The organism is Nitratireductor soli (assembly GCF_001050155.1).
Classification (GTDB): domain Bacteria; phylum Pseudomonadota; class Alphaproteobacteria; order Rhizobiales; family Rhizobiaceae; genus Nitratireductor; species Nitratireductor soli.
Map to the genome: position 1 here is coordinate 1 of NZ_LFVY01000012.1, position 23,413 is coordinate 23,413.

Genomic DNA, 23,413 nt, shown 5'->3' on the forward strand with positions numbered 1-23,413 from the left:
GGGCGCTTTGGTGCGCCGCCGGAACAGGCGTCCGCACGCCTCGATTAACCCCGCGTCAACCTTCTTTGCCGGCGCGCCGGGGCCGAGGTTCCACAGGCTTGACGATTGAACAAAAATAGAACATAAAGGGAGCATAAAGAGATCAGGAGAGAGTTATGACCGAACTTGTCCAGGATGTCGCTTCCCTCGTCGCCGTCAGTTCCTTCATTGTCGCCGCCGCCGCTTTCATCGGAGCGTTTTGATCTCCGGATGGAAAAGAGGCGGGATGCTCCCGCCTCCATAGCGTGCCCGCTCGGGCATTCGTTCTCATGGTCAGTCGCCGATGGCGATGCCCTCGCGGCGCGGATCGGCGCCGCCTTCCAGCCCGTCCGGCGTGATGGTGACCCCGTGCAGCCCCGAGTTCAGCTCACCGACTGAGGTCTTGAAGCCCAGCGCGTCGAGATCGTCGGTCAGTTCTTCCGCCGCCGTTCCCGCCTCGATCGTGTAGGTGCCGAAACGGTTGGTCAGATGCGGCAGGTCGATCGCCTGCTGCATGTTCATCTTCCAATCGACGAGCGCGATGATCGCGTTGGCCACATAGGGGATGATGTTGCTGCCGCCCGGCGAACCCAATGCGTGGAGCGGTTTGCCGTCCTTCAGGATGATGGTCGGCGACATGGAGGAGCGTGGGCGCTTGCCCGCTTCGACCCGGTTGGCCACCGCCTCGCCATTCTCCTCCGGCGCAAACGAGAAATCGGTGAGCTGGTTGTTGAGGATGAACCCGCCTGCCATCTGCCGCGAGCCGAAAGCGCTTTCGACCGACGTCGTCATGGAGGCGACGTTGCCGTCCTTGTCGACGATGACGAAATGCGAGGTGGAGGGCTGCGTCAGGCTGGTGCCGTCGATGCGCAGCTCCGCCTTGTCCCAGGGCGGCATGCCGGCCTTGGCTTCGTCCTCCCCGAGCGCCGTCGGGCGGCGAATGAGCGCGGCGCGCTCCTTGAGATAGGCGGGATCGAGCAGGCCGCTCGGCATTTTGACGAAATCGCTGTCGGCCATGTAGCGGCCGCGGTCAGCGAAGGCGAGGCGGGTCGCATCGCCGATGATGCGCCAGCTTTCCGGATCGTCCGGGCCGAGGCCCGCCAGGTCGAACTCGGCCGCCATGCCGAGAATCTGTCCGACGGTTAGCGCGCCCGAAGAGGGCGGTCCCATGCCGCAGACCTCGAGGCCGCGATACGGCGCGCAGACGGCCTCGCGCTCCTTGACCTCATAGGCGGCGAGGTCTTCGAGCGTCAGCAGGCCGGGATTGGTTTCATGCGCCTTGACCGCGGCGACGATCTGTTCCGCCACCGCTCCCTTGTAGAAGCCGTCGGCGCCCTCGGCGGCAATCGTCTTCAGCGTCGCCGCATAATCCGGGTTCTTCAAAATGGTGCCGGTGGCCAGCGGCTCGCCGGCATCGTCGTAGAAATAGGCGCGCGCGGTTGCCTGCGTGTCGAGCTTGCCCTTGTCATCGGCCAAGAGCGCGTTGAGACGCGGCGAGACGGCAAAGCCCGATTCGGCCATGGCGATCGCCGGTTCGAGCGTCTCGGCCCAATCCAGCTTGCCTGCCTTCTGATGCACGGCCTCCATCAGCCGGACGACACCGGGCGTGCCGACCGAACGGCCGCCGACCACCGCGTCGAAGAAGGCGAAGGGCTCGCCCTTGTCATCGAGGAACAGGGCGGGTGTGGCGGCGGCGGGCGCCGTTTCGCGGCCGTCGAAGGTGGTGATCTTGCCGCTCGCTGCATCGTACCAGACGAGAAACGCCCCGCCGCCAATGCCCGACGATTGCGGCTCGACCAGGCCGAGCACCGTTTGCACAGCGACCAGTGCGTCGGCGGCGCTGCCGCCCTGGCGCAGGATTTCGAGACCGGTCTCTGCGGCCAGCGGATTGGCCGCGGCGACCATCTGGTCCTTGGCCTGCACCGCCGCCTTGCTGGTGACGCCGCTGGCGATTTCCGGGGCGTGGGCGTCCGTCGCCTGCTGCGCCGTGCCGACGCCTCCCGACAGGAGCAAAATCGACAATAGTGCGACGGATTTCGTCGCGTGGGGAAAACGCATGCCTGGCACTCCTCTGCTGGGCATGGAGCGTGCGGCGCGCGCTCCAATTCTGCGATAGGGCTGGTACCGTCAGCGGCGCTCAGTGGAACCGAATGTGTCCTCGAAGGCCGCTTTCAGTGCCAGATCGAAGTCCTCCATCGTCACCGGCAGGCCGAGATCGACCAGGCTGGTAACGCCATAGCCGCTTATACCGCACGGCACGATGCCGTTGAAATGTGCCAGTTCCGGTTCGACGTTGACCGATATGCCGTGAAAGGTGACCCAGCGCCTGACGCGAATGCCGATGGCGGCGATCTTGTCCTCGGCCGGCAGACCGCCCGGAAGCAATGGCTTGTCGGGCCGCCGCACCCAGACGCCGACGCGGTCCTCGCGCCGCTCGCCCGTGACGTTGAAGCGGCGCAGCGTATCGATGATCCAATGCTCCAGCGCGGCGACAAAGGCCCTGATGTCCTCGCGGCGCGATTTCAGATCGAGCATCACATAGGCCACCCGCTGGCCGGGGCCATGATAGGTGTATTCACCGCCGCGCCCGGCCTTGAAGACGGGAAAGCGCCCGGCATCCAGCAGATCGTCGGATTTGGCGCTGGTGCCGGCGGTGTAAAGGGGAGGGTGCTCCACTAGCCAGACGAGTTCGCGGGCCTTGCCCTCGCGGATCAGGCCCGCGCGCTCTTCCATGAAGGCAAGCGCCGCGGCGTAGTCGGTCAGGCCCGGCGCGACGCGCCATTCGACCGGCGGTGCCGCAAAGCGTGGCTGGAAAGCGGTGTCGATCTGACCGCGTTCGCTCATTAACTGTTCCATCTCAAGCTTGTTCCTACGCGCACATATGGCGATAAACATGGCTCGGGTCCAGTCGCCGGGCGCTGCTTGAGCCGCGCTTGTGCATGCGTGTCGTTTTTGCGAAGATTCGCCCCCTGCCGGCTTGTCTCTCCATGGCCGATTTGCTACACGCGCTCTGGCCGGTGCAAGCTGGCCTTTCGTTGCGTGCGGTCGTGGCGGAATTGGTAGACGCGCAGCGTTGAGGTCGCTGTGGGGCAACCCGTGGAAGTTCGAGTCTTCTCGACCGCACCAATGACCCTCCCTCATGCTATGCATTTCAGTTGGTTGCGGGTCATTGTGTCCCGCGTCAACCCCATGCAGGGGCCATCAATCCTCCCTATCGCTGATGTCGCAAGCTTCCAACGCTCCACGCGGCGGGCATAGACCTCGCTCGTCTTGGCCTCCGAATGGCCAAGAACCGTAATGATGTCGTACTGGCCTAAAGACCCGTGGCAGGTCGGAAGCGGTCTATGCGTCTGGGGGGGGGCGACCAGGGCAAACGAGCGCCCTACCTGTGGGCTGCCCTCGCATGGCTACTGGATGAGAACGACAAGAAGATGGGGCAGATTGAGAGGTTGCTTAATCGGATCGACGCCCTCGGAGCCAAGGGAAGCTGATGCTATATGCCCGCAGCGTGTAGTTGGCGCGCGGGCATCCGCCTCCCTAGCGCGCCGTCCATTCCTGCTTCGTGATTCCGAGTAGGATAGCGTCAAACTTCTGACCATCTCGGATAACATGTTCTCTGCGAACGCCCTCGATACGAAACCCGAACTTCTCGTGAAGCTTCACAACGCGGTCATTGAAAGAGATGACCTCACAGTTGAGCTTTTCGATTTTGAATTGGTCGAACGCGAGAGACACAACTTTGTACTCAAGTGCTGCGCCAATACCGCGGCCGTGGGTGGTTTCAGACAAATAGAAAGCCCAGTCTGCCCGTTTGTGTACCGTGTTTATGCCGCTTAGGCTAACCCCGCCCACGATCTCGCCATCAAAGCGAACCGCAAAGAACTTGATGTCTTCTCTGCCGCGCAGGCGGTCTATCCAATTGAAGTGCTCATCACGAGAGATTTCGTGATTGGTGTACATGTTGTTGCGGATAGGAGCTTCATTCCTGATCGCTAGAACCTGAAGAGCGTCCTTTTCATCAATTTTTGTAATATCGGAAAATTCAATTTTTTGTGCTGTTGCTTCAATTCTACGCGTCCGTTCCGAAGTATCAGTCACCAAAATACATCCTAATGTTTCGTCAGGTCCGCCCTCGGCAACCATAGAATTCCCACCACCTTATGGCAAGTTGCCGAAGGCGCAACATCTCAGTATCTCGCTAGTGAGACACAGTGCGGTGGGCGGCAAGTCAAGTTGGAGGTTGATCGCGAGTTCGGCGATGGGTAATGAGATGCGCCACCGAATCGACCTAGGCCAAACCATGTCTTCCAAACGATCCTTGCCTTTTGAACGCACAGCCCGACATGCAGCGGCCGCTATCTCCAATGGCGATTTTCGCGAGCTTAGACGGTTGAGTGTCCACGCGGTGCGCGTCGTTGGCGTGAAGGCGGGGTTGATTAAAAAGAAGAAGAACGGCGTTGCGCACCTGACGAAGAAGGGCAGCCAGGCAGAGAACTTCAGAAAGCTTGCAGAACAGCGATTTGCCCATTGGTCTCTCCCTGCCGCACTGGTGGCGGTCAATCGCAGCATTGGAATGAACCCGCGTGACAGTTCGGCCTACCGGCTGAACTGTGAAATTCTGGAAATGATTGGTGATTCGAGCACCGCTAGAACGAGCGCCCTGGAGGCTTTTAGGCGCGATCCTCTGAACCCTAAGTCGCTTACATTGCTGGGAAAATTCTTCGGTGGCGAAACCTTGGGCAGGGCACTCGACGGCATCCCTGATGTTGTAGAGCGTCGCTATTGGACGAGAAGCGCGGCAATTAATGGGGTCAAGGCCCTCTCAGAATTCGGTCGAGGCGAGCAGGCCCTACAGTTGCTGAACGATGCCTTCGAGCGAGGCGCGATTCCGGACGAATTCGAGGCCGCGTATCTGGCTGGCATCGCGCATATGAGGTTGCGGGAATTCGAGAAAGCCGTAACGTTGTTTGGCAAACTCTTTGAACATCAAAGCTACGGCCGAGCGAGCAAGATCTACGCTGGCGATTGCCTGTACGAGCTTGGCCGATTTGACACTGCGATAACGATCATCGAATCCGCATACGAAGGCGATGACCCGAGCAAGCCACGCGGTTTCAACAATCCGCTCTTTTACATGAAGTTTAAACTCGGCCGGGTCAGGGACGCATTTCTGGAGGCCAGGGCGCGTGGCCTTACCTACGCCATGCGCGAGGACGTCAACGGGAAGTATGTCCGGTGTTTGTCCACTCTAGCAAAGGCAGAATCATCAGTCGTCATCGCTGACTACGGAATCGGCGATGAAATTCGTTTTGCGTCGATCTATCCGGACCTGTCTGCCAAGTGCTCCAATCTCACCATCACGTGCGAGCCCCGGCTACATTCTCTCCTGAAGCGCAGCTTTCCGGAGGTTCACTTTCTGCCGGTGACGCGATGGCGCGGCGAGATGATTGTGCGGAACCCGGAGACACGAGCGGGCGTGACCTCGCGACGGTTGACGCCTGTGTTCTCTAAGGCGGCTCTGGATGCAGCCGAGAATGCCGGCGCATTCACATCGATATTCGAGATGCTGGCAGACACGCGCCCCAGACTCTCGTCGTTCGGAAAAGTCCGCTCCTATCTCGTGCCGGATGAACGTCATGTGGCAAAATGGGCGAAACGGATTCCGCGCAATGGATCGAACATCGCTCTTTCGTGGCGGAGTGTCCTCAACGGCGCGCGTCGCGACATCAACTACCTGTGTGCAGCGGACCTCGCGCCCCTGGCTGATGTAGATGGGACCTTCTGGATATTCCAGACTGCAGTCGAGACGGACGAACTGGAAATACTGAAATCTGTTCTTCCGAACGTGCGCGTCATCAGGGGCCTCGACTTGATGGACGATTTTGAGGGAATGGCGGGGTTTCTGGCCAACATGGATGCGGTCGTAGCCCCGGGAAACACGACGGCAGAACTGGCAGGTGCTCTTGGTGTTCCAACTGTGTTGTTCGGGCGCACCGAGGGATCTAAGTGGCGCGCATATGCCGATGGGCGAGATGTGTGGCATAAGTCGGTGCTCAACGTGTTCGGCGATCCCCTGAACGATCCCGAGGCGACCGCCATTGCGATCGCTGGTGGGCTGAGCAAGCTCATCGGGAAAAACTAGCCGCCGGTCGCAATCCATTTGGCCTTGCTAGCGATGCGTCAGATGAGGGAGCGCTGCTTGGGTGAGCACGCGCGGCGATCTCGTTATCTGTGATTTTGGCGCGAACTATCGATTGGGGCGGCGCAGCAGTTCCTGGGGAGAGCCGGATCGACTTCCTCAAGCGCAGTCTAACGACGCAATCCAGCGTAACGGCAGACGAGATCAGCGACACATGGTCGATTTACGGGACGGTCTGCTACCTCACCGATGACTAATGGTAGGTCGGATGTGCCTGTTTGCGGTCGACTTGATCCAATCACGCACCCATTTGTGATGTATCTCGAACATAAAAGAGAATCCGACCGCAGCGACCAGAGGCATGACAATAGCGGCGGTGCTGACTGCAAGCGTGCCTGGCGACGCGTATGAATAGACCGCTCGCTGAAGCGGCATGTGGATCAGATAAAGCGGGTAGGAGATTAGGGCCAGGTGTATGATCATTCTCCGAGAGCCCAGACCTAATTTCAGGTTCTGAGCAAACACGAGGACGGCAAATGTTGCGAGCGCCACACCCATGATCATGTTGGGCGAACTCCATAGAATCCGCGTGGCGTTCGCTCCAGTAAATGCGAAGGGCGTGACAATTATGGCGCATGCGACAATCGCCAACCCTACGCCGATTGAGCCGTTCGCGCGCGGCGCGAAATGGAACATCACGGCTGCGCAGGCGCCAATAAGCCATGCGGTTCCGATCCCTGCATGTCCGGTCGAGTAGGTGAACGTCGCAATCGCTATCGGGGCCATGATGACCTTGAGCACGAGGCCAGCTCGTCCGCCGGCTGGCAGGAACAGCACGCCAAACAGCATGTACAGCCACCATTCGATCGGGATTGACCAAAGTGGGGTGTTGGTTCCCAGGCGCGGAATGAGGTCGAGGCCGAAGTACCACAACAGGCCGGCGTTGTTCTCTAGCATCAGCAGATTGCCGACGAACGTCTCGGCTGAGTATTGCCGCGTCGTCAAATCCTGACCGCCGATCCAGTCTATCAGATAGATCAGAACGAGAGCGGGAATCAGGCTCGTATAGATGCGCGAGAACCGGTCGATTGAATATTCTACGAAGTTGTAACCCGTTTTGATGAGGCACGTATACGTAATCAGGAAACCTGACAGGACGAAGAAGATAACCACCCCCAACGTTTGGATTTCGATGTACTTCGCCGCTGGTGTTTTGGTCACCGCCCAGGCGTGCCCTACCAGAACGACGAGGCTCGCCAGCCCGCGTAGAAGATCGAGGGCGACTGATTGACCTGGTGTCAGTTTCATGAGCCCTCCAAGCATAGCCGCTTCGCGCGAAGAAAATATAGACGACGCGTTTGCCGAGTGCATCGAGCACCCTCACGGCGGCTATACAATACAACTGACGCCACGCCAACTTTCCCGGAAACCCAACGCGCCTCTTTTCGCTTCTGAATGATGCGCTGGCGGACCCGCAGTTCGGCACATTGCCGGTGCTGCGATACCCGAGCCCGCCAGCGTCATCGGGCTGGCGCAACGTCTTCAGCGATGTGTTGAATTCGTTTCGGCGGTGCGTGGGCCGGCGCAATCGGAGGGCGGTCCTTCTGCGCCGACCCAGCGGCCCCTACAGGTCCCCACTTGCGGTCCGCCGCAGGCGAAGTGTTCAGCGATTCTCCGCTGTGGGCCATTCACGGAATGTTGGTTGTGGAAACAATCGTTTCGGAGCGGTGCTGGCGAGCGCCGTCAAGTGAACGGGTCGGATCACCTGAAGCATTGCCTGAGAAATGCTCGCCAGCGACGAGCTCTCTAGTCACCAAACATTAAGCAAAGGAAAACCCCATGAAAAGAACCGTGCCGCCGGCGCGGCGATCCTGCTCGACCGCGTCCGCAAGGTTTTTGCGCCAGATGGCGCAGTCCGTGCAGGCGACATTCCGGCTTTCAAGACGAAGGAGAAGACCGATGGAGGTCCGTGCAAAGTTCCGCTGCAATGAGAAAAACCAGAACGAGAGCGGCTATGGCTCGTGTTCTGGCCGGTGACGTCCGGCGGGCAGATTCTGTCTTGTCGACAGTGTTGTCGAACAGCAACACAGGGCGGTTCAAAACTGTACTGGCAGTCAATTGCGCGTTTCTTGCCATATTCGTCGTGAAGGTAGATGTCGAAGGGACGCGAAATTTACGAGCGGAGGATAACGAATGTCTCGACTTCGTCACTTCTACTCTCCGATATTGGGTGCGGTCGCGCTGATTGCTGCCGCATTCAGTTCGGGAGAGAGCTTCGCGAAAGAACCTGCTCCGGCGTTGGTCGAGCGGGATTGGGAGAATTACAAAGAGCCGGGTCTGCAAAAACCCGTCGTCGATCCGATCTCAGTCGGGGTTGGAGGCGTGATGGGCGCAGTGAAAGGGGCGGTTACTGTTGCTGCGGGCACGACTGCCCTTGAGATAGCCATCAGCTCAGCGCGCGGTTCGATCATCGGCGTCGCAAAGTCCATGGTCTGGGCCATCCTGAAAGGTGCGGGCAAGAATGTCGTTGCCCGGGACGCGCAACCCAAGGGAAAATCCGCGGGTAGAGTTGTCGTCCGTCCCGGAATTGACGATCCGCGTCCTCGCGGTACCCACCCTGGTCTGCCATTCGATGGGCCGGGCGCTGGAAGACCGTTCCCTTGGACCGAGCACCTGCCTCGAGGAGGGGGTGGAGGCGGTTGTGGTGGAGGTATAGGCCCCGCTGAGCCGACATGGCGCTTCTGCAATGCGGTTTAGCCAAAACGGGTTCGATACAGCTTGCCCCGCTGGCTCCGGCCGGCGGGGCTTTTTGCGTCCAGCCGGTCGCGACAAGAGGTGCTCGATTGTCGAACCTAAACAGTCGTCATGCTGCAGGATCAATCCCGAGCGAAAAATCGCGCGGCGATGGGACGAATTCAGCCATGCTGCGAGGCTCTTTCTCAATCGTCGGGATCGGGAATCTTCAGCGGATGGCCGCAAGCCTTGCAATGGACCGCATCGGGGTCGTGGCGCAACAGCCCGCATTGCGGGCATGGATATCGGACCTTGTAGGGACGAAAGATCGCCTGGGCCAGGCGGATGAACAGCGAAATGCCGGCAATCATGATGACGACGGAGGTCAACTTACCCCACATGCCTGGCAGGAGGATGTCACCGTAGCCGGTCGTCGTCATGCTCGTGACCGTATAGTAGAGGGCGTCCACATAACCGGCGAGCCCCGAATCCTCCCGGAAAAAGAACGTGTAGATGAATCCGGTCACCACGAATAGGAACGTGACCAGATTGAGAGCCGAATGGACGACCTCCCGCCATGATCCGTAACCCCGCCGGATCAGTGGACGCCACAGAAAACCGCTGCGTGAGAGCGACCATAGGCGCAGGACGCGCAGGAAGCCGAGATTGGCCAGCCAGAGCGGCGCAAGCAACGTCGCCAGGATGAAAAGATCGACGACACTTGTGGGCTGCCGCAACCAGCGCGCAATGTCATTGGCGGCAAGGGCGCGCGCCGCGATATCCGCAGCGAGCAGTGCTGCGATAGAATAGTCGATCCAGAGAAAGGATGGCCGGTCGCGCAGCACCGGGCTTGCAACGAAGAATGCGATGATCAGAAGATCGACGACCATGACAGCGAGTTGGAACCGCAACGCGCCTTGTGAATGACCGTGGTAGAGACTGCGCAAGCGTCCTCGCAGGCGGTCCAGCGCGTTCGCTTCCCGTTCAGTTCCGCCGGTTTCTGAGGAAATATCCATCGTTTGTTGCCCAATGCGTTTGCTAGGGAGCGTTTCGGCAGCAGCAACTGGTGCCGTCCGCACGCACCCAGCTTATCTGATCCTGAACACGGCACCTAGGTGAGGACCTGTTAACCGACAGAAGTGTTCGATGACTGCTCTGAGCGCCTTTTCAGACATCGCAGTTACGCGGAAAACAGCTTCTGACTTCGGTCTGTCACTCGGGCGCGCAAAAGAATGCCGACAACGCAGCAGCAAGCTGTTCTGGCGCTTCCTCGGCCATGTGATGCCCGCAATCGATGCCGTGACCGCGGAGGTCCGGTGCCCATGTTCGCCACACAGCCAAGACATCGCCATAAAGCGGTTCGAGATCGTCATCGAGCGACCAGAGGACAAGCGTGGGGCAGGCCAGCGTTCTGCCGCTGATCCGATCTGCGCGGTCGTGATCAGCGTCGAGGGTCAAACCGGCCCTGTAGTCGCCGAGCATTCCTCGCACTGTTTCTGGTTTGGTGACGGCAGCCACAAAGTCTGCATAGTTCTCGAGCCCCATCGATTCTGCGGATCCGCCATACCATGCGATCGGATCGGCAAGGATGGCGCGTTCGGGCTTGTCTGGCTGGGCGAAGAAGAACCAGTGCCACCACGCTTCGGCGAATTGCGCGTCGCAACGCTCCAAGGCCTCCAGGATTGGCACACCGTCAAGTATGGCCAAGCGCTCGACCCGCTCCGGGTGATCCATCGCGCAGCGGAACGCGGTATAGCTGCCTCGGTCGTGGCCCGCGATCATGAAGCGTTCATGACCCAGCGCCTCCATCAGCAGAAGGCAGTCATGAGCCTTCGCCCGCTTGGATGCCTGCGAATGATCCGTCACGTCGGGCGGCGACGACGACTGCCCGAAGCCGCGCAGGTCGGGGCACACGACGGTGAAATTTGCCGCAAGCAGGGGGGCGACACGGTGCCATGTCGCGTGCGTACGCGGATGCCCATGCAAGAGGAGGAGGGGTGGGCCTGACCCGCCGTGCCGCACCCGCAGCACGACATCGCCAACATCAATCCAATCCAGTGCAAAGCCCTCGAACATGCTCCCGATGCTATCATCAGGGCGCGTAGGGTAAAGCTCCGCTCTGGCTGCGCAGCAGACTTCGGCAAACCGGTACACCATCTGACGTGACATCGTGATTCAAGCGCGGCAAGAGGGGCTGTCGATGTCTGATCAATTCTGGCTACAGCATCGGCCCGAAAATCAGAATCGATCTTCGGAAAGCACGATGTGTAGATTCAAAGCGTTAGAGCGTCCTTTGGCGTCCGAATGGACGCACGGCGCTCTAGCCAAGGCCCAGCTTAAGCGCATTGAACGCTTTTTCCCGTTCCCGCGGGCGCATGGACGATCGGCGAGTTGGGCGCGATTGAGGTCGGGTGTTTCAGCGCCTACACCTGGCCGCCAGGCCGGCCGCCGCCGTAATCCCTGCGTACATCTCTCCCCTTCCGCCTCTGCCGGCTCCGGCTGGCAGGGGCATTTTTGCGTTTGGAACGTTCGGACGGTTCTTAACCGGTATGAAACACTCACCTGATAATCGCCGCCGGCATGAAGATCGTCTTGCTGAAAGCTGCTCTCGCAACGTGTCTGTCCATCATTGCTTCGCTAGCCATATGCTGGTTCGTACTCAGCATGGCCGGCAGCGAGATGGACTGGTTTCCCGTGATCATGAGTGCGCTCTGCCCGCTGTTGATCGCTTTCCCGGCGAGCACCTACACCTTCTACCAGAACCACAGAATAGCGCTTGCGCATGCTCAGCTTGAAGCGGCTCACAAGGAGTTGGCGGACGTGCATGGCGATCTTGCCATCGCTGCCCGTACCGATGGAATGACCGGGCTGCTCAATCGGAGTTCCTTTATCGCCGACCTGGACGAGATCGGGCAGCGCGGAACTGGAGGCGTTCTTCTCGTCATCGATGCGGATGACTTCAAGGCTATCAATGACACTCACGGCCATCTAATCGGAGATCGTGCGCTCTGCTCTATTGCGAGCGTCATTCGCGATGCCGTTGGCGACACCGGAATCGCTGCCCGCATTGGCGGAGAAGAGTTTGGCGTTTTCGTAGAGGCGGCATCGCTGGACGATGGATTGGCACTGGCAGAGAAGGTGCGTCTTGGAGTTGAGCAGTTGGTGTTTCGACCAACTTGGAATGAAATCACCGCATTGAGCGTGAGCGTTGGTGTGGCATTCGCAGAGACCAAGGCGGACTTTTCATCACTCATGGCCGTCGCCGACGACCAGCTTTACCGGGCAAAGCGAAGTGGCCGCAATCGGATATGTGCTCCCCAACTCCGTGGTTCCGGGGGGCGTCTGCGGGCTGCTATCGGGTGATCGGGGCAGGCTCTTTCATTGGCCTTCGATGATGCCGATCGCCTGCCTGATCTGCTCACCCGTCTTCTTGCTGCATGCGCTGCCACGGATTTCAGCCATCGCCGGGCAGAGCAATGTGAACTCGACTTCGGTCTCCGGTCTCCGGCCATCCGGTGCCGACTGCGCGTCGCGCGAGGCCCTGGAACTCGGCCGCATCAATCGATCAACTGGCTCTACCAAGCCGTTGAATATCAAAGATTCCCTGCTATTTCCAGGGTGGTTCACAGGCTGCGAGATCGTCCCAGAGCGCTTGGGCATGGGCCCAGCTGTGCTCCGCCTTCGTCTGGCAGGAACCGATCACCCGGCCGATGGCGCGCTGGGCCATCGGGTCGGCCATGGCGCCGAAGGGCGCGGCGGTCAAGGTGGTCTCGGCCATGGCGGCGTCATTGAGGTCGCCGAAAACCGCCTGCAGCGTCTTCAGCCTGCGCGAAAACGGCCGCATTCTTTTATCCGGCAGCAAGGGGCTGAAGAATTCGACTGTGTAGCGGAGAGCCTTGAGCTTCTTGCGCAGGGTATGCCTCTGACGCAGATCGAATGAGGCAATGCCTTCCGCGTGACGCGCAGTGTTGCGCCATCGCCTGTCGAGCGCCCGCCGGGCATACTTCATGACGGACATTGCCGACCGCTCGCCCTTTGCCGGCGTGCTCGATGCGGCCCAATCCCCCGCCTCGATGAACTCGGCGAGGTTGATCAGCATCGACTGCGTGCGCCGGCCGATCAGCAAATGGCGCAATGCGTCGCGAACCTGCGCCGTTTGTTCGTCAAGCGCCTCGGTGAGGGAATGGAAGCCTGCTTCCCCGCCATGGGCGGCGGCGAGCGGCGTGACGATCGTTCCCGACACGACATCCAGATCGCGCAGGCGACCGACCTGATGCGCCAGCCAGCGGCAGTCTTCGACAAGATCGACCCGCTCCGGACAATCCACGATCGGTTTGAAGATCGACAGGGCGGTGCGCAGCCGTCGCAGCCCGACGCGCAATTGATGCGGCGGCTCGGCGGTGTCGAGCCGGCGAACGGCCTGGATGTTTGCCGTCACCTGATCGAGGCATTCGCGCAAGCTCGCCCGTGCCGCCTGCTGCACCGTGTTCGCGGGGTCGAGCGCCACCTTTCTGGCCATGCGCGGCTTGGCCGGTGGCTCGATATAGCCTCTTTCAGCGAGCAGGAAGCCGCGCGCGGCCTTTGAAAGGCTGGAGAACTGCAAGCCACCCTCCGGCAGGACCGCCCGGGCGATGGTGTAGAGGCTTTTCGGGTCGCCGCGCACCAGCTCGATTTCCAGTTCGTTCAGCATGCGGCTGAGTTCGGCTGCCTTGATCTGGCCTGCGTCGACGGCGATGTTGGCTTGCGTGCCGTCATCCAGCGTAATGTCGAAACTGGTTCGCCTGATATCGGTTTCCACCACCGGATGGAGCGGAGCGTTGCCAACCAGCGCGCGGACCCGCTTGCGCATGGGTTTGCTGGCGATCGCCGCAAGACGAAGGCGTCCTTCGGGCGCCGGCTGTTCTATTTCCTCCGCTTGCGACAGGCCGCCGGCGATCCTGCCACGCTGCTTGACGGTCTGCAGCCATTGCGTACCATCGTGCCTGAGGCGCAGCGAAATGCCCGCCGCCTGCAAGGCACGGGCTTCCGTGTCGTAGTAGATGCTGCGCAGCAAGCGGCAATGCTGTTCCCCGTCGGCGATGCCGAGCCTGGAAATGCGCTGCAGGACCCCGGCGGCGTGATCCGCATCCAGAAGAAGTTTGAGTTCGATCTCGCTCATCGACAAGCCCCGTGCCATGCTCCGGGCCTACAACTAGCGGTGTTTCACCGCCCGCGCAAAGACATGTTCGAAGCACGGGCCGTGCTCGGCGCTGCGCTACGGCTCTCACAGGGTTCGGCTGGAGGAACAGGCGGCCGCTCGCGCGATGGTTGCGGATGTTGAAGCCGGGGGCATGGACAGGAAGGCGGTGCATGGATCAGTGGTCGTCTGCGTCCGATTGCCGGCGTGCGATGAATGGCACGACCAACCCCCCTATGACGAGGAAAAGGATGCAACAGGCCAGATAAACATAGAGGTAGAACACGCTCGAACTCTTACCCGCCCCACGCAGAAAACGACGCGTGGAGTCATCCCAATGAGAACGTGGTGCCGTTCGTGATGTCCGTTTGCACCCAGCCCTCCCCCCCAGAGGTGATCCTCGAATCTCCCAGCGTGGAGACAAAAGGCTCACTGAAATTCAAGCAGATTTACCCAAGGGAAGCAATAGCCGGCTATCTACGTGCGCTGACCAACTCGCCGCGTCAAAGTTTGGGCGATGTGTAGATCGGCACGCCCAACTGCAACGGTTTTGGCTCGATCAGCCGCGGTATGTCCCGTTGTTGTTGCTGCCATTGCTGGTGCTGCGCCTCCAGCATGCGTTCCGCCCTGTCAGCCTGCCGTATCGCTCGCTCGGCATCGCGCAGCCTTGCCTCGTCGGCCTTTTTGCCATCGGCCAGAGCAGGGGCGCCGGCAAGGGCGATCATGAGAAGAGTGGTGACAATCCTTGTCGCGTTCATCGTGCCGCCGCTTAGCTGTGTTCGATTTCTCCTGTCCCGGCAACAGATGTAGGGCGTCCTCCGCGTTTGTTCAAACCCTGGGATCGACCGGTCCGAAAGGCCTGTCGGCGTTCCGGGAGGAACCAGCGTCGCCGTGCCACATTGTGTCTCAAGGGGCGGGCGAATTTCTTCGATGGAAAGCGGGCCACCGGTTGCGGTGCGGCCTGCGCCTCTATATTGCCGGGAACTGAGACTGCACCTGTTCCCAGTATCCTTTTTCCACCCAGGGAGGTGTTTTTGAGCGAGCCGGAAGGACTGGACACGGACGCTGGCGCGGGCGGCGCGCCGGATATGGGTATTTACGACGCCGATGGCGTCGTCTCGGCACATTTCCTTGCTCATGTCGGCGCGGCGATCGCCGATCGCGACACGCTGACGCTGCGCCAGGATGTCAGTTCGCTGCACCAGTCCGAGATCGGCGATCTGCTCGAGGCGCTGCTTCCCGAGCAAAGACTGGCGCTCGTCGTCCTGATGGGGGACGATTTCGACTATACGGCGCTGACCGAGGTCGACGAGGCGATCCGTCTCGACATTCTGGAAAACCTGCCCAACCAGCAGGTGGCGCGCGCCGTCGAGCAACTCGATTCGGATGACGCGGTCTACATCCTCGAGGATCTCGACCAGCAGGATCGCGATGAAATCCTGGCCGAGCTGCCGTTCACCGAACGCGTGCGCCTGCGCCGCTCGCTTGGCTATCCCGAAGAGACCGCCGGCCGGCGCATGCAGACGGAGTTCGTCGCCGTGCCGCCTTTCTGGACCGTCGGCCAGACCATCGACTACATGCGCGAGGAGCAGAACCTGCCGGAGAGCTTTTCGCAGATATTCGTCATCGACCCGACGTTCCGCCTGGTCGGCGCCGTCGACCTCGACCGCATCCTGCGCACCAAGCGCGGCGTCAAGGTCGAGGATGTGATGCGCGAGACGCGCCACGCCATTCCCGCCACGATGGACCAGGAAGAGGCGGCGCAGATTTTTGAAAAGTACGATCTTCTGTCGGCCGCCGTGGTTGACGAGAACGAACGCCTTGTCGGCGTTCTGACCATTGACGACGTGGTCGACGTTATCCAGCAGGAGGCCGAGGAGGATCTGCTGCGCATGGGCGGCGTCGGCGACGAGGAGCTGTCGGACCGTGTCTTGACGGCGGCGCGCTCGCGCGTGCCATGGCTGATGGTCAATCTGGTCACGGCCTTTCTCGCCGCCTCCGTCATCGGCCTGTTCGACGCAACGATCGAGAAGATCGTCGCGCTTGCGGTGCTCATGCCGATCGTTGCCGGCATGGGCGGCAATGCCGGTTCACAGACCATGACGGTCACCGTGCGCGCCCTGGCGACGCGCGACATCGACATCTACAATGCGGGCCGCATTATTCGCCGCGAAATGGGCGTCGGCGTCCTCAACGGCCTGATCTTCGCCGTCCTGATCGGCGCGGTGGCCGCCGCCTGGTTCCAGGATTACAACCTTGGCGGCATCATCGCCGCCGCCATGATCATCAACATGTTCGTCGCGGCCGTCGCCGGCATCCTGATTCCGCTCCTGCTCGACCGCGTCGGGGCCGATCCGGCGGTCGCCTCATCTGTTTTCGTCACGGCGGTCACCGACGTGGTCGGCTTTTCCGCCTTCCTCGGCCTTGCCACCTGGTGGTTCGGCCTGTTGTGAGGCGCGGAGGGGCAATGGATAGATCGGTTATGGTGCGTGTCGGGCTTCCACATAATTCTCATTTGGCAGAGCCGGGGAGACTGTCATTCTGACCCCGAGCGCTTTGACAACGCCGAGCAAGGTTGAGAGCTTTGGATCGCCTTTATCGCTAAGCGCTTTGTATAGGCCCTCACGGGTGATCCCGGCAGCCTTTGCAACGTCAGTCATGCCGATCGACCGAGCAACATCATTGAGTGCATGGGTGATGAAAGCAGGGTCACCCTCCTCGAAAGCTGCTTCGATATAGGCAGCGCGATCCTCTGGGGTTTTGAGGTGATCCTGAATATCAAACTTGGTTGTCTTGAGTGGCATGTCAGAGTTCCTTTGCCATCCGTTTTGCTTCGGCGATGTCTCGGCTCTGTGAGGATTTGTCACCACCACAAAGGATGATGATGATGGTTTTCCCATCCTGCACAAAGTACACTCGATAGCCAGGGCCGTAGGTGATCCGCATTTCGCTCACGCCTTCGCCAATTGCCTTCACGTCGCCGGGGTTTCCCATCTCCATGCGCCGAATGCGTGTTGCAATACGAATGCGAGCACTCTGGTCGCGAAGTCCGTCGAGCCATTTGGTAAAGGTGTCACTTAGCCGGACTTCGATCATATGTGAAATATAGTTTACAGATGGGTGTTGGTCAAGAGGATTGTGAACTGTGGTTCACGCGTCCATTCCTCAGCCGCTAGGTAGCCATTGGAGCGCGTCCAGTCGGTCAGAATCTTCAATATGAGAGAGGACACACGGATCGAATGTCTTCGGTGGCGCTGGACGCCGCCGCCTGCGGAGTGATCAATTGGAATGAGTCACCTACTCAATCGCAGAGAACCACTGTGCAACGCGCAAACCGCGTTGCGAGCAAAGGTGTATAACGCCGGGTGCTAATTATCTGAAATTATGGTGAAAAACCATCAATTGGAGGCCTCGCCCGGAATCGAACCGGGGTGCAAGGATTTGCAGTCCTCTGCGTAACCACTCCGCCACGAGGCCATGCCGAACGGCATCGACGCCGTTCAATAGGTTGCGGCCAATTTTGCGTCAAGCGGATAAGCGCCGATTGGGCAAACTTTCCTTTTCCGTCGCGTCGGCCAGTGCCCGTTCCCGCGCGGCCAGGCGGTTCCGCGCAATCACGCTCGCCACCGTCACCAGCGCGACGCCCTCCAGCGCCAGCGGGCTGAGCGGCACCAGCAGGACCAGGAGCGCGAAGGCCGGCAGCACATGGCGCGCGGCGCCCTTGAAGATGAAACGGTCGCGCACGAACCATAGGCCGAGCATGTACAGCGCGACCGGGATGCCGACCGCGTAATCGCCGACGATCAGCGGCACTTGCGAATGATGGGTCAGGATGTCGACCAGCGCGGCAAAGCCCGCACCGACCGCCGCGCCCGAGGCGAAGATGACGAAATGACCATAACCCCAGGTGAGGGTGCGCGACAGGGCGCCGGTCTGCAGATGCTCTTCGCGGGAAAAATACAGCCACCAGAGGCAGAAGACGATGACCAGCGCCGCCAGCGCAATGTGGATCAGGCCGCCGACCGATCCGTCGATCGCCGCCTGGCGCAGCGCGACCGAACCGGCAAGCAGCGTTTCGCCGAGCACGATGATGTTGAGCAGGCCGTAGCGCTCCATGATGTGATGGCGATGCCAGGGGGTCTGGGCGCTGCGCTCGGCGAAGGCCGGAACGGCGAGTTCCAGGAGAACGCCGGTGCCGAACAGGATGTACAGGGTCGCGCCGGACAGCGGCTGGGCGAAAAGCAGGCCGATCCAGTAGAGCTGGACGACCAGGATGCCGAACGCATAGGTCAGCGCGGTGCGGCGGCAGCGCGCGTCATGCTGTGCGGCACGCAGCCAGAGCACCACCAGCGCGACGCGCATGATGATGTAGCCGATGATGACGGTGGTCATGACGAAGCCGCCGAACAGCAGCGATATGCCGGCCGCCATGGTCAGCGCGCCGGCCATGGTCAGCATGGTCAGGAGGCGGAACACCGTATCGTCATTGTCGTAGGCGGAGGCGAACCAGGTGAAATTCATCCACGCCCACCAGATGGCGAAGAACGCCATGGTGAAGGTGATCACACCGTCAAGGACATGCGCTTCGCTGATGGCGTGGTGCAGGCCTGCGGCAGCCGCCGCGATGGCGATCACCGAAACCAGGTCGAACAGCAGTTCCAAGGGGGTAGCGGCACGGTGCGGCTCATGCGCATCGCGCGGCAGCATCGGCCGGATCAGGCCGGCGAAAGGTGAATTCGAATCCTGCATCGTTCCCCCTGCGATAGAGCGCTTCTTTTCGGCCCGCGTTGATGCCACACTCGCATGGCCCTGTCATCACCGGCGGGCCGTATGCACGCACACATTACACAGGCGCGCGTCTCGCGCCTACAGGAGGCATGATGAGTTGGAATCCCGCCCTTTCGCCCGGTTGTCCCGATACGGTTGGCGTCGATGCGATCGAAACGCTGATCATCCCGCGCGCCCGCGACATTGGCGGGTTCGAGGTGCGCCGCGCGCTGCCGGCGCCGAAGCGCCAGATGGTCGGGCCGTTCATTTTCTTCGACCAGGCGGGGCCGGCGGAATTCCTCACCGGGCAGGGGATCGATGTGCGCCCGCATCCGCATATCGGGCTTGGAACGGTGACGTATCTCTATCGCGGCGACTTTCATCACCGCGATAGCCTGGGCAGCGACCAGATCATTCACCCCGGCGCGCTGAACTGGATGGTCGCCGGGCGCGGCGTGACGCATTCCGAGCGCACAAGCGACGCCGCCCGCCAGGGCCCGCACAGCCTGTTCGGCATCCAGACCTGGGTCGCCTTGCCGGAGGGCGTCGAGGACATGGCGCCGATGTTCGAGCATCACGCCAAGGAGGCTCTGCCGTTGATCGAGGCGGACGGCGTGGCGCTGCGGCTGATCCTCGGCAACGCCTATGGCGAACGCGCGCCGGGCCGCGTCTTTTCGGAGATGTTTTATGCCGACGCCGTGCTCGAGCCCGACGCGCGCCTTCCCTTGCCCGACGACCACGAGGACCGCGGCATCTATGTGACCGACGGCAGCGTCACCATTGCCGGGCAGGATTTCGAGGCCGGCCGCATGATGGTCTTTCGTCCCGGAGATGCCATCACGGTGGGGGCCGGGCCGCAGGGCGCCCGGCTGATGCTGCTGGGTGGCGCGACGCTCGGTGGGCCGCGCTACATCTGGTGGAATTTCGTCGCATCCTCGCAAGAGAGGATCGAGGCGGCCAAGGCGGATTGGCGCAAGGCGCGCTGGGGGGCGGGCTTGTTCGACCTGCCGCCCGACGACCGGGCGGAGTTCATCCCGCTGCCGGGTTGATCAAGTTTGCGGACCGCCTCTGTCGTCGTGGCGCTCCCGTGGAGAGCCTGGCCCATAGTGCGTCCCTCCATTCCGAAAAAACAATGCACCATCAAAAACACGGGATCGCGCCACCAGATCAGTTCATCGATTCCGTGAAAATGATGAACTGATCTGGTGGTGAGATGGCATCCATCGTCAGGGAAAATTGCTCCGCCCGGACCGTCTGCCGGTTCGCCAAAGCATCCACTCTGGCTGTCGGGTAATGGCGTTGGTCGCATCGCGCCTCAGCCAAGCTGCTCATAGGCCTGGGTGGCGATCGCCTGCAATTCGTCGCGCGGCAATTCACCCACCAGCGCGCAACTGATCCCCTCATCGCGCCAGAACAGCGCGGCAACCGGGCCGGTGTTGGCGAAACGGAACGAGGATTCGCCGCTTTCGAGCGTTGGCTTGATGTACAGCGTCACCCGCCGACCCTGGTGGTCCTCATACATGAACTGGGCCGCCGGGCCACGCCCGTCCGGCAAAAGCCGGCCGCCGACCAACGAGAAGCCCGCGGGCTTGAGGTCTGGAATGGCGATCGTCCGATCGAGCCGTTTCGACAGCCAGCGGGCGAGATGGCCATCCTGCGCGCCGGCGACTTCGACCGGGTGTACCACCTCGCCGACGTAGAGATTGTGGGCGGCAACCGCCTTGTCCAGGAGCGTCGCGGTGGAGGCCTGCCCGGCCTCGGTGAAATCGCGCCCATACCAGCCGGCCGCCGCCCCCACCGCGACCAGGACAAGACCGGCCGCCGCCAGCTTGCGCCAGTCGGTCGGCCTGCCATGACCTTGCCGGGCAATCCGGTGCGGCGACAGGGCGGGCGGCACGGATTCGCCGCCGATGGGGCCGTAAAGCGCGCGCAGCGCATGGCCGTCGCGTTCCCAGCCGGCAACCAGTGCTGCGTCTTCCTGGTGGCTTGCCAGGTGCCGTTCGACGGCAGCGTGCGCCTCGGCGCTCAACTGGCCATCGATATACGCGTGCAGGGTGTCGCGCGGGATGCCTGGCTCGGTCTTCGTCATTTCACAGTCCTCAGGCGCGGTGGCGCCTCCAGCAGGGCGCGCAATGCCTCGCGCGCTCTGGCGATGCGCGACATCAATGTGCCGAGCGGGATTTCGAGCACGCTTGCCGCCTCCGCGTAGCTCAGGCCCTCGAGCGCGACCAGCAACAGCGCCTCGCGCTGCTCGGCGGTCAGTTGCTCCAGCGCGCGCGCCGTGTCCGCCAGGGCGAGCCGCCCTGGCTGGTCGGCCGGTGAGGGCGGCTCGCTTGCCATTGTGTCGATGGGAAACGACATGGGCGCGCGGCGGTCACGGCGCAAATCGTTGCGATAGACATTCAGCAGGATGCGGAACAGCCAGGCCCTGAGCGGTCCCGTCGGCCGCCACAGGCTGCGCTTGCGGATCGCCCGCTCCAGGCAATCCTGGACGAGATCGTCGGCGCGGTCGGCGTCACGGGTCAAGGCCCGCGCATAGCGCCTGAGCGCTGGCACGCAGGCTTCGACCTCGTCCAGGAAATCAGGCATCGGCCTTGTCAGTTCATCGCTGTGTGCCAGGCTCCGCCAACGCCGTCGCCAGTCATGTCGCCAGGCTTCTGGTCGTTCTTCCACAGATACAGCGGCATGCCGTCATGCGCCCACTGCTTGCTGCCGTCCAGGCGCTCGACGAGTGTGAACTCCCCCTCGGCAGCGGCATCGGCGGCGGCCATCAGGGGCGGCCAGTTCATGGCGCACTGATCATAGCAGTTCGACTTGCCGGCTTCGTCCTTGTCGAACGTGTAGAGCGTCATGCCATCGGCATCGGTCAGGACTTCGCCCTTATCCGAGGCCATCGTCTTGATCGCCCCGCCCGCGTAATCATCGGCGAGCGCGAAAGTGGAGGTGAATGCGAGCGCCGCGGCTGCGGCCAGAAGAGAGCGCGTAAGCATCGATTGGATCCTTCTTGGCAATTTGGAGCCGGGGAGCGGCTTCCGAACTAAGAACAGCATCGGAGCGGATTTATTCCGCCGCCTCTACTTATAATGCAATCAAGACCTTATGGCGTCATCAAAGACAGTCTGCCCGATCGTCGTGTCGAAACGGACGGTGTTTGCGTAGATCGGCGTGCCGAGATCCATGTCATGGGGAGAGCGTGAGACATCGCCCACCGCGCGATCGATGCGCGACTCACCCGTGACGACGCTGGCCGGCATGATGCGGAATGTGACTTTCGGCCATTCCCGCATGGGCGCAACACGCTCGATCCTGCCCGAAAACTGTGGAAACCGTCCGGCGAAACCGCCACCGCCAACCTGCGCCAACCTGTTCAACGGGGAAGGAAATCTGCGACGATGGAGCGATTTCGTAGTGTCCGGCGATCTGGTCGAGCGAGGCGGTGGCAGCGTGCAGCGCCGTGCGCAGGATGCGGTGGCGCCGATGGGACGTTTGCGCGGCATTCGCGCCGAACCTCGGGCAGGATCCTCCTGACGGGTGAACACCGCCTCCACACCCTCAGTCCGCAGGGCATCGCGAAAGGAGTGGAAACGGGGACCCGCCCGGAGCCGAGCCGACGAATTGCCTGTCCGTATCGCATGGTCCCGGCAGGCTGCAGCCGTTGTCGGCAGCGGCAATCTAGAGATTGACAGGGCCAATCGCAGTCGTTAGCAAACCGTTTAAATCGTTGTTTTCGCAACGCGCACCGGGGCCTGCAGGCCGAGACCGGAACTTGCATCGGGAACCGACCTTATGAACGCCGATTTTTCCCTGCAGCGCGCCAAGATGGTGGAAGGTCAGCTGCGCACCACGGACGTGACCAGCGTGCCGCTGCTCGACGCCATGGGCGACATTCCGCGCGAGGCCTTCGTGCCGGGACGCAGGAAGAGCCTTTCCTACATCGACGAGGATCTGGAAATAGCCAGCGCCACAAGCGAGGGAGCGGCGCGCTATCTGATGGAGCCGTCGCCTTTCGCCAAACTCATCCAGCTAGCCGATGTGCAGTCGAGCGACGTGGTGCTCGATGTCGGTTCGGGAACCGGTTATTCGGCCGCCGTTCTGTCGCGGCTGGCCAGCTTCGTCGTGGCGCTGGAATGCGATGAGACGCTTGCCGGGTCGGCCGCCGAGACGCTGAGCGAACTCGGCTGCGTCAATGTCGCGGTCGTTGGCGGCGCGCTCGAGAATGGCTACGCGGACGATGCGCCTTACGACGTGATCTTCGTTGGCGGAGCGGTCGATGCGGTACCGGAGAAATTGCTCGGCCAGTTGCGTGATGGCGGGCGGCTCGTCGCTGTGATCGGCGAGGGCAATGCGGCGCGCGCGCATCTGTTCATCAAGGATGACGGGATTGTTTCGAGCCGTGCCACCTTCAATCTTGCCGTGAAGCCGTTGCCGGGTTTCCAGAAGGCGCCCGCGTTCGTTTTTTGAGGATGGACTTGTTGCCATCCTGCAACGGAATTGATCGCCGGTTTGTTGTAGTGTCCCGGCAGAGTCGTGCTTGATTTGTACATGAGACGGGAAATGGCGCGGGGGCGTTGTCTCCCGGT

22 protein-coding genes and 2 tRNA genes are annotated in these 23,413 nt (G+C 61.5%); 8 read left to right on the plus strand and 16 right to left on the minus strand.

Annotated elements, in window-relative coordinates; translation table 11 throughout:
• Positions 1-312 precede the first annotated feature (312 nt).
• Both ggt and lipB read right to left on the minus strand, forming a co-directional pair.
• A complete protein-coding gene (ggt, locus tag AB843_RS15600; protein WP_048647811.1) occupies positions 313-2,076 on the minus strand; it encodes a gamma-glutamyltransferase in 1,764 nt (587 codons plus the stop codon).
• 69 nt (positions 2,077-2,145) lie between these two features.
• A complete protein-coding gene (gene lipB / locus AB843_RS15605; protein ID WP_048647812.1) occupies positions 2,146-2,862 on the minus strand; it encodes a lipoyl(octanoyl) transferase LipB in 717 nt (238 codons plus the stop codon).
• Positions 2,863-3,059: 197 nt separating this feature from the next.
• Between lipB and AB843_RS15610 the strand changes: the two genes are divergently transcribed.
• A tRNA-Leu gene (locus tag AB843_RS15610) sits at positions 3,060-3,144 on the plus strand.
• A gap of 411 nt (positions 3,145-3,555) precedes the next feature.
• On the opposite strand, the gene pseH is transcribed toward AB843_RS15610, so the two are convergent.
• Entirely contained in the window at positions 3,556-4,116 is a 561-nt protein-coding gene (gene pseH / locus AB843_RS15615; RefSeq protein ID WP_157384527.1) for a UDP-4-amino-4,6-dideoxy-N-acetyl-beta-L-altrosamine N-acetyltransferase, read from the minus strand.
• Between the two features lie 160 nt (positions 4,117-4,276).
• Between pseH and AB843_RS15620 the strand changes: the two genes are divergently transcribed.
• Complete coding sequence (locus AB843_RS15620) at positions 4,277-6,160, plus strand: tetratricopeptide repeat protein (protein ID WP_157384528.1); 1,884 nt, start codon at positions 4,277-4,279, stop codon at positions 6,158-6,160.
• 240 nt (positions 6,161-6,400) lie between these two features.
• On the opposite strand, the gene AB843_RS15625 is transcribed toward AB843_RS15620, so the two are convergent.
• Complete coding sequence (locus AB843_RS15625; protein WP_157384529.1) at positions 6,401-7,465, minus strand: acyltransferase family protein; 1,065 nt, start codon at positions 7,463-7,465, stop codon at positions 6,401-6,403.
• Between the two features lie 476 nt (positions 7,466-7,941).
• On the opposite strand from AB843_RS15625, the gene AB843_RS25630 reads away from it, so the two are divergent.
• A complete protein-coding gene (locus AB843_RS25630) occupies positions 7,942-8,148 on the plus strand; it encodes a hypothetical protein (protein ID WP_157384530.1) in 207 nt (68 codons plus the stop codon).
• A 948-nt stretch (positions 8,149-9,096) separates the two neighbouring features.
• Here AB843_RS25630 and AB843_RS15635 read toward each other — a convergent pair.
• Positions 9,097-9,906, minus strand: a complete 810-nt coding sequence (locus tag AB843_RS15635; RefSeq protein ID WP_048647817.1) for a potassium channel family protein — start codon at positions 9,904-9,906, stop codon at positions 9,097-9,099.
• A gap of 196 nt (positions 9,907-10,102) precedes the next feature.
• Positions 10,103-10,966, minus strand: a complete 864-nt coding sequence (locus tag AB843_RS15640; RefSeq protein WP_048647818.1) for an alpha/beta fold hydrolase — start codon at positions 10,964-10,966, stop codon at positions 10,103-10,105.
• A gap of 504 nt (positions 10,967-11,470) precedes the next feature.
• Here AB843_RS15640 and AB843_RS15645 point away from each other — a divergent pair.
• Positions 11,471-12,253: a GGDEF domain-containing protein gene (locus tag AB843_RS15645; protein ID WP_048647819.1), complete on the plus strand. Its 783-nt coding sequence runs from the start codon at positions 11,471-11,473 to the stop codon at positions 12,251-12,253.
• A gap of 15 nt (positions 12,254-12,268) precedes the next feature.
• Here AB843_RS15645 and AB843_RS15650 read toward each other — a convergent pair whose 3' ends face one another.
• From AB843_RS15650 to AB843_RS15660, 3 genes are all read right to left on the minus strand, one after another.
• The gene (locus AB843_RS15650; RefSeq protein WP_157384531.1) at positions 12,269-12,487 is read right to left on the minus strand and encodes a hypothetical protein; all 219 of its coding nucleotides are present in this window, start codon (positions 12,485-12,487) and stop codon (positions 12,269-12,271) included.
• Positions 12,488-12,497: 10 nt separating this feature from the next.
• Positions 12,498-14,048: a CYTH and CHAD domain-containing protein gene (locus AB843_RS15655; RefSeq protein WP_048647821.1), complete on the minus strand. Its 1,551-nt coding sequence runs from the start codon at positions 14,046-14,048 to the stop codon at positions 12,498-12,500.
• Positions 14,049-14,569: 521 nt separating this feature from the next.
• Entirely contained in the window at positions 14,570-14,791 is a 222-nt protein-coding gene (locus AB843_RS15660; RefSeq protein WP_157384532.1) for a hypothetical protein, read from the minus strand.
• A 363-nt stretch (positions 14,792-15,154) separates the two neighbouring features.
• Here AB843_RS15660 and mgtE point away from each other — a divergent pair, with 363 nt between their 5' ends.
• Positions 15,155-16,519, plus strand: a complete 1,365-nt coding sequence (gene mgtE, locus AB843_RS15665) for a magnesium transporter (RefSeq protein ID WP_048647977.1) — start codon at positions 15,155-15,157, stop codon at positions 16,517-16,519.
• Between the two features lie 27 nt (positions 16,520-16,546).
• On the opposite strand, the gene AB843_RS15670 is transcribed toward mgtE, so the two are convergent.
• The 4 genes from AB843_RS15670 to AB843_RS15685 form a co-directional block, all read right to left on the minus strand.
• Positions 16,547-16,870, minus strand: a complete 324-nt coding sequence (locus AB843_RS15670) for an addiction module antidote protein (protein ID WP_048647823.1) — start codon at positions 16,868-16,870, stop codon at positions 16,547-16,549.
• Position 16,871: 1 nt separating this feature from the next.
• Positions 16,872-17,162, minus strand: a complete 291-nt coding sequence (locus AB843_RS15675) for a type II toxin-antitoxin system RelE/ParE family toxin (protein WP_048647824.1) — start codon at positions 17,160-17,162, stop codon at positions 16,872-16,874.
• 307 nt (positions 17,163-17,469) lie between these two features.
• Positions 17,470-17,543, minus strand: a tRNA-Cys gene (locus AB843_RS15680).
• Positions 17,544-17,591: 48 nt separating this feature from the next.
• Positions 17,592-18,815 carry a low temperature requirement protein A gene (locus AB843_RS15685; RefSeq protein ID WP_048647825.1) on the minus strand — a complete coding sequence of 408 codons (1,224 nt, stop codon included), beginning with the start codon at positions 18,813-18,815 and terminating at the stop codon, positions 17,592-17,594.
• A 131-nt stretch (positions 18,816-18,946) separates the two neighbouring features.
• Between AB843_RS15685 and AB843_RS15690 the strand changes: the two genes are divergently transcribed.
• Positions 18,947-19,882, plus strand: a complete 936-nt coding sequence (locus AB843_RS15690) for a pirin family protein (protein ID WP_048647978.1) — start codon at positions 18,947-18,949, stop codon at positions 19,880-19,882.
• A 266-nt stretch (positions 19,883-20,148) separates the two neighbouring features.
• Here AB843_RS15690 and AB843_RS15695 read toward each other — a convergent pair whose 3' ends face one another.
• From AB843_RS15695 to AB843_RS15705, 3 genes are read right to left on the minus strand one after another with little or no spacing between them, the layout of a single operon-like run.
• The gene (locus AB843_RS15695) at positions 20,149-20,922 is read right to left on the minus strand and encodes an anti-sigma factor family protein (protein ID WP_048647826.1); all 774 of its coding nucleotides are present in this window, start codon (positions 20,920-20,922) and stop codon (positions 20,149-20,151) included.
• Entirely contained in the window at positions 20,919-21,422 is a 504-nt protein-coding gene (locus AB843_RS15700; protein WP_048647827.1) for a sigma-70 family RNA polymerase sigma factor, read from the minus strand. Before AB843_RS15700 ends, AB843_RS15695 begins: the two co-directional genes overlap by 4 nt.
• Before the next feature lie 8 nt (positions 21,423-21,430).
• On the minus strand, positions 21,431-21,823 hold the full coding sequence (locus AB843_RS15705; RefSeq protein ID WP_087587123.1) for a COG4315 family predicted lipoprotein: 393 nt from the start codon (positions 21,821-21,823) through the stop codon (positions 21,431-21,433).
• 244 nt (positions 21,824-22,067) lie between these two features.
• Here AB843_RS15705 and AB843_RS25635 point away from each other — a divergent pair, with 244 nt between their 5' ends.
• Together AB843_RS25635 and AB843_RS15715 are read left to right on the plus strand one after the other, a co-directional pair.
• The gene (locus AB843_RS25635) at positions 22,068-22,361 is read left to right on the plus strand and encodes a hypothetical protein (RefSeq protein WP_157384533.1); all 294 of its coding nucleotides are present in this window, start codon (positions 22,068-22,070) and stop codon (positions 22,359-22,361) included.
• 258 nt (positions 22,362-22,619) lie between these two features.
• Positions 22,620-23,294 carry a protein-L-isoaspartate O-methyltransferase family protein gene (locus AB843_RS15715; protein ID WP_048647829.1) on the plus strand — a complete coding sequence of 225 codons (675 nt, stop codon included), beginning with the start codon at positions 22,620-22,622 and terminating at the stop codon, positions 23,292-23,294.
• Positions 23,295-23,413: the final 119 nt, after the last annotated feature.

Bases quoted from the DNA above. Each gene is read 5' to 3' on its own strand.
- AB843_RS15685 (WP_048647825.1), bottom strand. From the start codon at position 18,815: ATGCAGGATTCGAATTCACCTTTCGCCGGCCTGATCCGGCCGATGCTG.
- AB843_RS15645 (WP_048647819.1), top strand. From the start codon at position 11,471: ATGAAGATCGTCTTGCTGAAAGCTGCTCTCGCAACGTGTCTGTCCATC.
- AB843_RS15675 (WP_048647824.1), bottom strand. From the start codon at position 17,162: ATGATCGAAGTCCGGCTAAGTGACACCTTTACCAAATGGCTCGACGGA.
- mgtE (WP_048647977.1), top strand. From the start codon at position 15,155: ATGGGTATTTACGACGCCGATGGCGTCGTCTCGGCACATTTCCTTGCT.
- AB843_RS15715 (WP_048647829.1), top strand. From the start codon at position 22,620: ATGAACGCCGATTTTTCCCTGCAGCGCGCCAAGATGGTGGAAGGTCAG.
- AB843_RS25630 (WP_157384530.1), top strand. From the start codon at position 7,942: ATGCTCGCCAGCGACGAGCTCTCTAGTCACCAAACATTAAGCAAAGGA.
- AB843_RS15690 (WP_048647978.1), top strand. From the start codon at position 18,947: ATGAGTTGGAATCCCGCCCTTTCGCCCGGTTGTCCCGATACGGTTGGC.
- AB843_RS15635 (WP_048647817.1), bottom strand. From the start codon at position 9,906: ATGGATATTTCCTCAGAAACCGGCGGAACTGAACGGGAAGCGAACGCG.
- AB843_RS15620 (WP_157384528.1), top strand. From the start codon at position 4,277: ATGGGTAATGAGATGCGCCACCGAATCGACCTAGGCCAAACCATGTCT.
- AB843_RS15640 (WP_048647818.1), bottom strand. From the start codon at position 10,966: ATGTTCGAGGGCTTTGCACTGGATTGGATTGATGTTGGCGATGTCGTG.
- AB843_RS15695 (WP_048647826.1), bottom strand. From the start codon at position 20,922: ATGACGAAGACCGAGCCAGGCATCCCGCGCGACACCCTGCACGCGTAT.
- AB843_RS15705 (WP_087587123.1), bottom strand. From the start codon at position 21,823: ATGCTTACGCGCTCTCTTCTGGCCGCAGCCGCGGCGCTCGCATTCACC.
- AB843_RS15625 (WP_157384529.1), bottom strand. From the start codon at position 7,465: ATGAAACTGACACCAGGTCAATCAGTCGCCCTCGATCTTCTACGCGGG.
- AB843_RS15670 (WP_048647823.1), bottom strand. From the start codon at position 16,870: ATGCCACTCAAGACAACCAAGTTTGATATTCAGGATCACCTCAAAACC.
- AB843_RS15700 (WP_048647827.1), bottom strand. From the start codon at position 21,422: ATGCCTGATTTCCTGGACGAGGTCGAAGCCTGCGTGCCAGCGCTCAGG.
- AB843_RS15655 (WP_048647821.1), bottom strand. From the start codon at position 14,048: ATGAGCGAGATCGAACTCAAACTTCTTCTGGATGCGGATCACGCCGCC.
- lipB (WP_048647812.1), bottom strand. From the start codon at position 2,862: ATGAGCGAACGCGGTCAGATCGACACCGCTTTCCAGCCACGCTTTGCG.
- ggt (WP_048647811.1), bottom strand. From the start codon at position 2,076: ATGCGTTTTCCCCACGCGACGAAATCCGTCGCACTATTGTCGATTTTG.
- AB843_RS15660 (WP_157384532.1), bottom strand. From the start codon at position 14,791: ATGATCGCCCTTGCCGGCGCCCCTGCTCTGGCCGATGGCAAAAAGGCC.